At 63.1% G+C, this 11,078-nt stretch carries 10 protein-coding genes and 2 pseudogenes; 2 read left to right on the forward strand and 10 right to left on the reverse strand.

Annotated features, from left to right (window positions below; all coding sequences use genetic code 11):
- Positions 1-1,156, forward strand: a 1,156-nt coding sequence (locus EOA49_RS26550; RefSeq protein ID WP_164749292.1) for an aromatic amino acid lyase, incomplete at its 5' end; no start/stop codon positions are given.
- A gap of 203 nt (positions 1,157-1,359) precedes the next feature.
- Positions 1,360-2,340 (forward strand): glycosyltransferase, encoded by a 981-nt coding sequence (locus EOA49_RS26555; protein WP_127241839.1) that lies wholly within the window; start codon positions 1,360-1,362, stop codon positions 2,338-2,340.
- Between the two features lie 101 nt (positions 2,341-2,441).
- Here the strand turns inward: EOA49_RS26555 and EOA49_RS34155 are convergent.
- The 10 genes and pseudogenes from EOA49_RS34155 to EOA49_RS26605 all read right to left on the reverse strand — a co-directional run.
- Positions 2,442-2,579: pseudogene (locus EOA49_RS34155) on the reverse strand (3-methyl-2-oxobutanoate hydroxymethyltransferase); the annotation flags it as partial.
- Positions 2,580-2,582: 3 nt separating this feature from the next.
- Positions 2,583-2,897, reverse strand: coding sequence for a MocE family 2Fe-2S type ferredoxin (locus tag EOA49_RS26565; protein WP_095824968.1), 315 nt, complete (start codon positions 2,895-2,897; stop codon positions 2,583-2,585).
- Between the two features lie 46 nt (positions 2,898-2,943).
- Positions 2,944-4,037: pseudogene (locus tag EOA49_RS26570) on the reverse strand (fatty acid desaturase family protein).
- Positions 4,038-4,042: 5 nt separating this feature from the next.
- Complete coding sequence (locus EOA49_RS26575) at positions 4,043-4,957, reverse strand: sugar phosphate isomerase/epimerase (protein WP_127243441.1); 915 nt, start codon at positions 4,955-4,957, stop codon at positions 4,043-4,045.
- A gap of 26 nt (positions 4,958-4,983) precedes the next feature.
- Positions 4,984-6,096 (reverse strand): Gfo/Idh/MocA family oxidoreductase, encoded by a 1,113-nt coding sequence (locus tag EOA49_RS26580; protein ID WP_127241802.1) that lies wholly within the window; start codon positions 6,094-6,096, stop codon positions 4,984-4,986.
- Between the two features lie 94 nt (positions 6,097-6,190).
- Complete coding sequence (locus tag EOA49_RS26585; protein ID WP_095824972.1) at positions 6,191-7,255, reverse strand: ABC transporter ATP-binding protein; 1,065 nt, start codon at positions 7,253-7,255, stop codon at positions 6,191-6,193.
- Complete coding sequence (locus EOA49_RS26590) at positions 7,255-8,043, reverse strand: ABC transporter permease (RefSeq protein ID WP_127241803.1); 789 nt, start codon at positions 8,041-8,043, stop codon at positions 7,255-7,257. Before EOA49_RS26590 ends, EOA49_RS26585 begins: the two co-directional genes overlap by 1 nt.
- A complete protein-coding gene (locus EOA49_RS26595) occupies positions 8,043-8,912 on the reverse strand; it encodes an ABC transporter permease (RefSeq protein WP_127241804.1) in 870 nt (289 codons plus the stop codon). Before EOA49_RS26595 ends, EOA49_RS26590 begins: the two co-directional genes overlap by 1 nt.
- Before the next feature lie 28 nt (positions 8,913-8,940).
- The gene (locus tag EOA49_RS26600) at positions 8,941-10,005 is read right to left on the reverse strand and encodes an ABC transporter substrate-binding protein (RefSeq protein ID WP_127241805.1); all 1,065 of its coding nucleotides are present in this window, start codon (positions 10,003-10,005) and stop codon (positions 8,941-8,943) included.
- A 40-nt stretch (positions 10,006-10,045) separates the two neighbouring features.
- Positions 10,046-11,020: a PfkB family carbohydrate kinase gene (locus tag EOA49_RS26605; protein ID WP_127243442.1), complete on the reverse strand. Its 975-nt coding sequence runs from the start codon at positions 11,018-11,020 to the stop codon at positions 10,046-10,048.
- Positions 11,021-11,078 lie beyond the last annotated feature (58 nt).

Consider the following 11,078-nt stretch of genomic DNA (forward strand, 5'->3'; position numbering starts at 1 on the left):
TGTCCTCACCGCGCTTGTCGATCTGCTCAACGCCGGCATCCATCCGGTGATGCCGTCGCTGGGCTCGATCGGCGCCGGCGACCTGGTGCTGATGACCGCGATAGCCCACACGCTGATCGGCGAAGGCGATGCCGACTATCAGGGCAGGCGCATGCCTTCGGCAAAGGCGCTGATGATGGCGCGGCTTGCGCCAGTCAGCCTGGCACCGAAGGATGGTCTGTCGCTGATCAACGCATCCGCGGTTTCCACCGGCGCCGGCGCGCTGGCGCTCATCGACGCGCTGTCGGCACTCGAACAGCAGGAGCAGGCGGGCGCGCTCACCATGGAAGCGTTCGGGGCCAACCGCACCATCCTTGACCCGCGCCTGCATCTGGCGCGTCCAGCCGCCTGCCAGCAGTTAGCGGCAAAGGCGTTGCGCGACCTGCTCACCCGCGACGCGACGCCCGCGCCGACCACCCTTCAGGATCCGCTGTCGATCCGCTGCATGCCCTCGATCCACGGCGCGCTCATCCAGGCGATCGACCATGCCCGGCTCACGGTCGAGATCGAGCTCAACGCGTCCGCCGACAACCCGCTGGTGCTCGCCAACGACTCACTCGTGCTGTCGACCGGCAATTTCCACACCGCCTCGCTGTCGCTCGCCTTCGAGACGCTAGGTCTGGCGATTGCGCAATGCGCGGCGGCGTCGGCCGCGCGCTTCATCCAGCTCACCGGCTCAACCCGCCACGGCTTGCCGAAATATCTGTCGCCAATCGGCGGCGCGTCCGCCGGCTTCGTGCCGCTGCAGAAGACGGTGACGGCGATCCTGGCCGCCATCCGCCACAAGGCCAATCCGGTGATGCTCGACTTCCTGCCCGTGTCCGAAGGTGTTGAGGATCATGCGACGCAGACTCCCCTCGCCGTCGCCAAATGCGTCGAGATGATCGTACTGTGGCGGCGGCTGATCGCCCTGGAGCTTATGGCCGCCGCACAGGCCGTCGATCTTCGCGAAGGTCTGACACTTGCGCCGGCCACCAGCGCGATCCACGCGGCCGTCCGCGCCCATGTGCCGACGCTTAAGGAAGACCGGCCGCTCGGATCCCATGCCGATGCGCTCCATGCGGTGCTCGCCGACGGGTATTGGCTCCCTGCGGTGCACCAAATACTGCTCGACTAAACGAGATCAGGGCACCGCATCGTTGCGGACGATCGAGATCACCACCTGCCCAAGCCAACCCTCAGGCCAACTGGCCGCTCGCCCCGAATCGGATGGCCGGGCTCCGCCGCTTATGGGCCCGCCGGACGGCGCCCTCGGCACCCTCTTGGGTTGCACGATGAGTTCGGATATGAAGAGCCAAGGGCATATAAGGGGTGGCTCAATTGCATCGTTCCTGCTTCGTCTTGGCGGCAGACGCAAAAAATTTCCCATACGCTGTTCTGGGCGCGCGGCGCATACTGGACGTATCTGCGCCTATCGACGGTTTCATCCTTCATATCGGCGCCGGAACTGAGGATTTGCCGGTCGCGGACCGATTGCTCGGGGCTGCCGTCAAGATCGTCGACGTGTCCGATCTCATGAAGGAATTCGATTTCGATCCCGGTCACCTCAGCGTAGCAACCTACATTCGCCTGCTTGCCGACAAGCTGGCGGTATTCGAGCCCTACGACAGGCTCGTCTATGTGGACACCGATGTTATCTTCAACCGGTCGATCACCGACTTGGCCGATGTTGAACTGAATGCCCCACTCTTGGCGGCCCATGACGAACAGACCTATTTCGATCCGAGCTGCCGTGAGTCTCTTGAGATGGAGCCCGGCTCATCGCATTTCAACGCCGGCATACTGGTGCTGAACATGCCAATGATCCGCGCCGAGGGGCTCTTGGAGCGGGCGCGCGAACTGGCGCTGCGGCGGGTACCGAAGCTCGATCAGGGAGCGCTCAACATAGCGTTTGCCGGACGCTGGCAAACGATGCATCCGCTCTGGAATCTGCAGACCAACTATTCCAGCCAGATACCCTTCAGTAGAGCCTTCGCGCGTCATTTCACCTTCGGAAAGCCGTGGTGGCCAAGCCCTGAAGGAGTGGAACTCGCCGCGATGGCGATCTATCGCAACCTGGCGAAAGATACGCCCTGGCTCGATCGGTTCAAGCGTCCGCTCTGGACGAGAGGTCTGCGCAAGCGATTGCTCCGCAAATTCGACGGACTCTCCGGGATCATTTTCAACAAGGAAAAATACAGACGCCGTTTCCGATTCAACGCCGAACGGTGCACCGCCATTTTTGCCGCGCAGGCCGATCAGGGGATGATGGCCGCAACCTATCCGGAGGTCCTGATGGGCGTGGTCAAGCTACGGAAATAGGCGCCGATCTCTCGACGAAAGCTTACCGGCTCGGGCCGCAAGGCCGGCCCAATACCTGCTGCACTTGGCGGCAAACCAGGCAGACCCATCGCAGTGCCCGTTCAGGCTCTTGCGTCCACTTTCTTCATGAAACGCCTGAGCTCGTCTGGATCCATATGCACGATGTGCCGGTCTTCCGGATAGGCGCCGCTGTTGACGTCGCCGACATTTTCCGAGAACGCCGCGATGCGCTCCGCTTGCCTTCAGCCGATATCGATCATCACCTTCCCGGCCTCGACCTTGACCGGATAGGTTTTGAGGTTGACGCAGACCGGCGCGCCCTTGGCCTGGCCGGTCTTATAGTTGAAGCGGCCATTATGCTTCGGGCATTCGATGATGTCGTCCATCACCAGCCCGTCGGCCAAATGCGCCTTTTCATGCGTGCAGAAACCGTCGGTGGCGAAGAACTCGTCGTCAGGCGAGCGGTAGATCGCGAAGGTGCGGCCGCCATGGTCGAAGCGGATCACGTCCTCCTCATCCACCTCGTCGACCGCGCAAGCTTCGACCCACTCCGCCATCGTCCTTCTCCTGATTGGGTTCGCACAACTGCCGCGCGCACCGACCTTATTCGGCAGCCGCAGCCGTTATGTCGAGATCGTGGAATCGCCGCGGTAAGGCTTGGCCGTCGGCGGCAATTCGCGCTTGAGGTAATAGTCCTCGTATTTCAGCTGCCTGACCAGCACCGGCCAGACCTCGCGATAGGCATGCCACATCGACGGGCTCGGCTCCGGCAAATCGTGCTTGATCAACTCATGCAGCCTGGGCAGCGCATGATAGGGCACCATCGGGAACATGTGATGCTCCACATGGTAGTTCATGTTCCAGTAGATGAACCGGCTGATCGGGTTCATATAAACCGAGCGCGTGTTGAGCCGATGGTCGGTGACGTTGTCGGCCAGCCCGATATGCTGCAGCAGGCCGGTCGTCACCATGTGCCAGGTGCCGTAGAGCCGCGGCAAGCCGATCAGCACCAGCGGTATCCATGACCTAAGCGCGATCGCCACAGCGATCGTCGCGACGTATACCGCGATGTGCCAGCGCGCCGCGATCACCGCCTTATGCTGCTCCATCTCCGGGACGTAGCTCTTCTCGTCGTCCGACAGCTTGCCGAAGGCCTGGCGCACCAGCGTGGGCAGCGAATAGCGGAAGTCGAGAATGCCCGTGAAGGCGAGCGCAGCCTTGATGAGGTCCGGGGGCCGCATAACGGCGATCTCGGCATCGCGGCCGACAATGATCGTGTCGGTGTGGTGACGGGCATGGCTCCAGCGCCACTGCACCGGGTTGCGCATCAGCATGAACGAGGCGATGTGATAAACGACATCGTTCATCCAGCGCGTGCGAAACGCGGTGCCGTGCCCGCATTCGTGCCAGCGCGAGTCGCTCGACGAGCCATAGAGCACGCCATAGACGAACATGAATGGCACGACCCACCACGTGCCCCAGAACCAGATAATGCCGGCGGCTGAGCCCAGGATCGCCGAGATCCAGATGACGCTATCGCGGATCGCCGGCCCGTCGCAACGCTGCATCAGCTCCTTCATCACCTTGCGCGGCACGTCGGTGTGGTACCACTCGGCCGATGCAAGTCCGGTCTCTATCGCAAGCCGCGTGCTCTCGCCGACAAGGCTGTAGTCGCGCTTCGTACCGGTGGTCGTCATCGTCATTAAAGCCCGTTGGCGCGGAATTTCCCGTCGAGGAATTTCTTGGCGCGCGGCACGTCCTCCTCGTCGAGATGCTCGATGATTACCGGGATGTTCGGGTGCTTTTCGCTGAGACGCTTGAGATAGAGATCGTAATTCAGCACGCCGAGCCCCGGCGCCGGCAGTTCGATCTCGCCGACGCCGCGGAAGGTCAGCCCCTCATGCGCCTCCGCGTCGCCGATGTCGGCATGCTTCTCCGTCTTGTCGCCGCCCGAACGCTTCACGTCCTTGGCATGCGCGATTTCGATCTTGTCCGTCAGCGTGTCGAACACCTGGTTCAGCACCTGATCCATGCGGTCGATGTTGTGCGCCTCGAAATAGTTCGTCGGGTCCATCAACAGGTCAAGGCCGGGATGGTCGACCTGAGCGAACATCCTGACCGTCTCCTCGACCGAGCCGACAACGTTGTTGACGTAGGTTTCAAGCAGGAACACCGCGCCGTGGTCGTAGGCGGTCTGGGCAAGATCCGAGATCACCTTGCGGCACTCCTCAAAACCCTCCTCGGTCTTGTTCTTCGGATGATGCACCCAGTCGGATTCGGTGTTGTAGGTGCCGGTTTCCGAGATCACGTAAGGCGAGCCGAAATCGCGTGCGTTCCGGATGAGCTCCTTCAGGTAGGCAAGCCGCCGCTCGCGCTCGGCCCTGTCCGGGTGGACGATGTTTGTGTAGCCGGACACGCAGCAAACCGGGAGGTTGTGGTCGCGGAACGTATCGCGCACCCGCCTCGCCTTGTCCCTGGTGATCTGTCCGGCCGAGAGGTCGATATCCTTGAAATGCAGGTCGAGCTGCACGGTGTTGAAATCGAGCGCCCGGATGCGCCTGGCGACCTCCTCGAGCTCATACGGAAAATAGCCTGTGAAGATACCTGCCTGCATCATGAAGTGAAGTCCTCCCGATAAGTGATTCAATTGCCCTGTTTCTTAGTCGCCCGGTCGACAGGGATTTCGGACAGCCTGATGGTGCGGCCCTCCGCCATCGACCGGTAACCGGCCTCCACCAGCGCCATGGTGTTGACGTTGTCGGCAACGGAAAGCGCCGGCGGCGTGCCGGTCTTGAGCGCATATTGCAGTTGCTCCATGACGCCGATGAAGGCATGCGGAAACCACATCGTCTCCCAGCTCGGGCTGACCCATTTGCCGCCGGTCGTCTCTGTCGAGGCGTAGGTCAGCGTCGAGGCGACGCCCTTCGGCCAACCGATCGTGCCCTTGGCGACACCCTTGGTGCCATCGACGCGCCAGTCGATGTGCTGGTCGTCGGAATAGCCTTCCTGACGCGGGCCGGACCAGACGTCCTCCAGCGACACCGCGAGCACGCCGGAGGGAAAGCGCAGCGTCGAAACGGTGATGCCGTCGGAATGTTCGAACTTGGTGCGCGGATCCCTGCGCGTCAGCGTCGTGATCTCGTCAGGGTCGCCGAACAGGAAGCGCAGCACGTCGAGGTGGTGCACACTCATATTGGCGAGCGTCAGCCGGTCATATCCGGCGAGGAAGGTTTGCCAGTGCGGGATGGCATGCATGTCGATCTCGGCGAAGACGATCTCGCCCAGCGCGCCGCTATCGATGATCTGCTTCAAGACGCGCATCGACTGGTCGTAGCGCATGTTCTGGTTGACCGAGAGGATCTTGCCGGAAGCCGCCGCCTCATCGCGCAGCTCCACCGCTTCCTCGACCGAGAGCGCCAGCGGCTTCTGCGCCAGAATCGCCTTGATGTGCGGCTGGTTCAGTGCATGGCGCATCAGCGCGGGCTGCTGGTCCGGCGGGAAGGCAAGGTCGACGATCTCGACGCGGCTGTCTTCGATCAGCCGCTCCGGCGTATCGCAGACGGTCGGAATGCCCCAGCGGCCGGCGACCTTTTCGGCATTCGTTCTGGTTCGTGAGGCGATCGCCACCACCGGAAAGCCGGCTTGCGCGTAGGCGGCGAGATGGCACTCGGCCATGATCATGCCGGCGCCGATGCAGCCGATCCGGTACTCCTTGACCCGGACTTTCACGTCCGGCTCGAAATCCATGCTCGCCATCCATTCCTCCCGTCGAGGACTGGATTTAACGCCAGGATCAGGCGGTCAGCCAAGGGCCGCGCCATCATTTCCCATCAGGGACCGGGGATCCGGCTTACGCGGCGATCAGCACCGTGCTCTCCGGCGACCAGCTGAGCATCACTTCTTGGCCTTCGGCCAGCCGCTCGGCGCCGGTGTTCTGGACAATGACCTTCACCGTCTGTCCATCGCGGTCGACGAAATAGGTGCTGTTGTTGCCGGCGAAGATGCGTTTTGAAACCTGGCCCCTGACCGTGTTGGCATATCCCGCCTCGGACGTTGCAGAGCCGGTTGAAATCTGGATGCGCTCGGGCCGCACGGCGCAGCTCGCCTTGGCGCCGGCCGAGAGAGACGCACCCGACGCAGCGGCGATTGCTGTACCGTCGGGCAGCCTGATGCCGTTGCCGGTCGCATCGCCGCGAAAGATGTTGGCGTCGCCGAGGAAGGTCGCGGCGAACTCGCTTTGCGGCCTGTCGTAGATCTCCTCGGGCGGCCCCTCCTGCACCAGTCGGCCGTCGCGCAATATGCCGATGCGGTCGCTCATCGTCAGCGCCTCTTCCTGGTCGTGGGTGACGAAGATGGTGGTGATGCCGATCTCGCGCTGGATGCGCTTCAGCTCGATCTGCATGTCGACGCGCAGCGCCTTGTCAAGCGCGCCGAGCGGCTCGTCGAGCAAAAGCACGCGCGGCTTGGTGACGATGGCGCGCGCCAGCGCCACACGCTGCCGCTGGCCGCCCGAGAGCTGGTGCGGCCGCCGGCCGCCGAGCTTGCCGAGTTGGACGAGATCCAGCGCCCGCTGCACTTCCGTAGCGATCGTCGCCTTCGGCTCGCCGCGCACCGAAAGGCCGAAAGCGACATTGTCGGCGACGCTCATATTGGGAAAGAGCGCATAGTTCTGGAACACCATGCCGATGCGGCGCTTTTCTACCGGCACGCGCTCGACGCTTTCGCCGCCGATGGCGATGCGTCCGGTATCCGGAAAGTCGAAGCCGGCGATCTGCCTGAGCAGCGTGGTCTTGCCGCTGCCCGAAGGCCCGAGCAGCGCATAGAAGCCACCGTCGGGAAAGTCGATCGAGACATGGTCCAGCGCCTTGTGCGCGCCGAAACTGCGGGAGACGTTCGATACCTGGACGCCGGCCATTATTTATCTCCGCCGAATTTGAAGAAGCGCGCCGTCAGCAGCATGAGCGCCATCGACACCACGATGATGATGGTCGACACCGCGTTGATCTCGGGCGTGAATCCCTTGCGGATCGCGGCGTAGATTTCGACCGGCAGCGTCGTCTGGCCTGGCGTCGACAGGAAGTACGAGACCACGAACTGGTCGAACGAGACAGCGAATGCGAACAGTCCGCCGGCGATCACGCCAGGCATGATCCAGGGCAAAGTTACGCGCACGGTAACCTGCCACTGATTGGCGCCGAGCGAACGCGCCGCTTCTTCCAGCTCCGGCGCGAAGGTTTGCAGGCGGGCGGACACGACCACGATGACGTAGGGCAGCGCCAGCGCGACATGGCCGAGCAGGATCGCGATGAGCCCGCGACCGATGCCGATGCCGAAGAAGAAGATCAGCATCGCGGTGCCGGTGATCAGCCACGGAATGGCGATCGGCGGGAAGAGCAGCGCCTGCAGGAATTTCTTGCCGCGGAATACGTAGCGATAGAGCGCTAGCGACGCCATCGAACCAAGCAGCGTTGAAAGGATCGTCGTGATGATCGCGATCTCGATGCTGTTCCAGGTCGCCGCGATCAGCTGGTCGTTTTGCGCGAGCGAAGCATACCAGTCCGTCGTCCACTCGAACGGCAGCTGGTAAAAAGGCGAGGCGTTGAACGACATCAGCGCCATGATGATGATCGGCAGATAGAGGAAGCCGAGCAACAGGAAGATGTAAAAGCGCCCGACCAATTCCAGAATGCGCGTCGTCGCCATCAGCCGGCCCTCCGCAAGACCGGTGCCGCGAGCGCCAGGATGACCAGCACTACGGCAAGCAGGATGAAGGAGAGCGCCGCGCCCAGCGGCCAGTTGAAGACGGCAACAAACTGGTCCTCTATGACGGTGCCGTAGAAAGTGCCGGTGCGGCCGCCGAGGATGCGCGGCTCCATGAAAGAGCCCACCACCGGGACGAAGATCAGCGCCGCACCCGCGATGAGGCCGGGCATCGACAGCGGGATGATCACCCGCTTGAGCACCTGCAGCCGCGAAGCCCCGAGCGAGCGGCCAGCCTCGATCAGCGAGTCGTCGATCGCCTGCAGCGTGAGGTAACAGGTCAGCACCATATAGGGCACGTAGGAGTGCACCAGGCCGATGATGACCGCCGGGTAGGAATACATGAGATCGATATTGATCTTGAACGGCAAGACGGCATCGAGCGTGCTGTCGAGAATGCCGCCCTCACGCAGCACCATGGCCCAGGAGAAAATGCGCACGAGCCCGTTCGACCAGAAAGGCAGGATGACCAGCAGGAAGATCGCCTCGCGGCTGCGGCCTTTAAGAACCTTCGCCAGCACGTAAGCCGCCGGATATCCGATGACGACGCACCAAAGCGTGACCTCGAGGCCGAGCCGCAGCGAAGCCAGAAGAAGTGTCAGATAAAGGCTTTGCGAGAAGAAGGCGGCGTAGTTGCCGAGCGTGAAGGCCCATTCCTTCCCTGCCAGCGGCAGGTCTGTCATGAAGGAGAAGAACGCCATGGCCGACAGCGGCAGGAAGATCGCCACCGTCAGCCACAGATAGGCGGGAAGGAGAAGCGGCAAAGCGGGCTTCAGTCCGCGGCGCGAGCCGGTCGCGAGCTGCTCAGCCATGATGCCTCTCCTCCCCGAAAGACGCCAACTACTTCACGTTGACCTTCAGCTCCTGCCACAGCGCCAGGTATTTCTCGCGCTGTTCGTCGGTGACCGGCGCCTGGAACTGGATGCGCTTGGCGACCTCCGGGCTGCCCATGACCTTGCGGTTGAAGGCGTCCTCGGGGAGAGCCTCGACCGCCTTGGTGTTGGCCGAGACCGGCGCGCCGACCTTGGTGACCCATTCGACATAGAATTTGGGGTCGATCATGTAGTTGATGAAGGCTTCGGCGCCGGCGACATTCTTCGAGCCGGCCGGAATCGAGAAGGCGTCGAGCCAGGCGACTGCGCCTTCCTGCGGGATGACCAGCGAGACCGGCAGCTTGAAATGCGTCTTGGCGCGATCGGCCGAGCCGCTCCAATAGGTGCCGATGTCGATCTGGTTGGAGGCGACCATCTGGTTCCAGTCGTTCTCCGAGCTCCAGAAGGTCTTGATCTGCGGCATCAGCGAGGTGAGCTTCGCTTTGACCGCCTCCAGGTCCTTGATGTCGTTGATGTTCTGCCCTGATGCAATGGCGCCGAACTGCACCGCTTCGACGGCGTCGTCGCGGATGACGACGCGGCCCTTATGCGCCGGATCCCACATCTCGGCGATGCTCGTCGGCGGCTTGTCGAAGGATTTGTCGTTGATCGCGAGCGCGGTCAGGCCCCAGACCCACGGCACGCCATAGACCTTGCCGTCGTGGTTCAGCATCGGCGAGCCTGCCTTGTCCTTGGCGATGTCGGCATAGTTGGAGAGCTTCGATGTGTCGATCGGCTGGATCAGCTTGCCGGCCATCGCCTGGTCGTTGAAGGCGGCGTTGATCATGACGACGTCGTAGAGGCCGGGATTGGTCCTCAGCTTCGTCAGCATCTCTTGCTCGGAATTGAAGAAGTCGTTGACCACCTTGAAGCCGGTCGCCTTTTCGAAATTGGCGACGGCCCACGGCTCGTCGGCGCCGTAGCCCTTCCAGTTCAGCACATGCACTTCTTCGGCGGCCTGGGCGGCCAGCGTGAACGCGGAAACCAAGACGGCGGTCGCCGTCACAAAAGCAGTCAGTCTGGGCATGCGCATGTTTGTTTTCCTCTCATTGCTTGCCCGCTTTGCGGGCTTGTTAAGTTGTGGCCTCTTGCTCCTCGCCATGCGCGGTCACCGCTTGATCGTGAAGGGCGAGGAATTCCCGGATTTCTGTGTCCGTCGGCGCTGACGAGCCGCCATGACGCGTGACGGAAAGGGCCGCGGCGGCGTTCGCGTAGCGGGCCGCTTCGCAAGCCGACAGGCCGCGCGACAATGCGCTGACGAACGCGCCGATATGCGTGTCGCCGGCACCATTGGTGTCGACGGCGTTGACCGCGAAGCCGGGGATCGCGCGCGTGCCGCCTTCTGCCAGCCGCACCAGGCAGCCACGCGCGCCGGCCCGGATGACGACGCCTTGAGCCTTGGAGCAATGCGCCGCGAGCAACCGGACGGCGACGGTCTGCGCGTCGCCGGCGCCGGCGATTTCGGCGGCCTCATCCGCGTTGCAGCTCAGCCAAGTGGTGCGCGCCAACACCCTGTCCAGGATCGGCCGCGGAATCTCCGCGATCACCGGCGTCGGGTCAAAGACGAATGGGATGTCCGCAGGCAGCGCCTCGATCCAGTCGGCGAGCGCATCGCGGCTGCCGGGATAGCTCAGCGTGTAGCCGGAGGTGAAAATCCAATCGCCCGGAACGACTTGGACAGGCGTCAACATGTCCGGCGTGAGCACGCTTTCGGCGCCAGGCCACGAGACGAAGGTACGCTCGGCGTCGCTGCTGATCATGGCGACGCAATTGCCGCTGTCCATCAGTGGTGACGGCGGTGTCAGCGTCTCGATGCCTTCGGCAGCAAATGCCGCGCGCAGGAAATCGCCGTCAGGCCCTGTGCCGAGCTGCCCGCCGAACACCACCTTCATGCCGGTGCGGCTCGCCGCGACCATCATGTTGAAGCCGCCGCCGGCGACCCGCGCGTAGCTCGACGCGGTCTTTTCCGTGCCGGGAGCCGGCAAGGCGTCGATGCGGTAGACATAGTCGACCACCGCGCTGCCGACATGGACAAGCCGTCCGCTCATCAGGCAACCTCCTTGCCGGCTCCCGGCACGGAAAAGACCGCGTCGAGCTACGCGCGGG

The sequence above is a fragment of the Mesorhizobium sp. M1A.F.Ca.IN.020.04.1.1 genome (genome assembly GCF_003997315.1).
GTDB lineage: Bacteria > Pseudomonadota > Alphaproteobacteria > Rhizobiales > Rhizobiaceae > Mesorhizobium.

Coding starts and splice junctions, on each gene's coding strand:
- EOA49_RS26565 (WP_095824968.1), bottom strand. CDS start 2,897: ATGGCGGAGTGGGTCGAAGCTTGCGCGGTCGACGAGGTGGATGAGGAG.
- EOA49_RS26575 (WP_127243441.1), bottom strand. CDS start 4,957: ATGATGCAGGCAGGTATCTTCACAGGCTATTTTCCGTATGAGCTCGAG.
- EOA49_RS26580 (WP_127241802.1), bottom strand. CDS start 6,096: ATGGCGAGCATGGATTTCGAGCCGGACGTGAAAGTCCGGGTCAAGGAG.
- EOA49_RS26585 (WP_095824972.1), bottom strand. CDS start 7,255: ATGGCCGGCGTCCAGGTATCGAACGTCTCCCGCAGTTTCGGCGCGCAC.
- EOA49_RS26590 (WP_127241803.1), bottom strand. CDS start 8,043: ATGGCGACGACGCGCATTCTGGAATTGGTCGGGCGCTTTTACATCTTC.
- EOA49_RS26595 (WP_127241804.1), bottom strand. CDS start 8,912: ATGGCTGAGCAGCTCGCGACCGGCTCGCGCCGCGGACTGAAGCCCGCT.
- EOA49_RS26600 (WP_127241805.1), bottom strand. CDS start 10,005: ATGCGCATGCCCAGACTGACTGCTTTTGTGACGGCGACCGCCGTCTTG.
- EOA49_RS26605 (WP_127243442.1), bottom strand. CDS start 11,020: ATGAGCGGACGGCTTGTCCATGTCGGCAGCGCGGTGGTCGACTATGTC.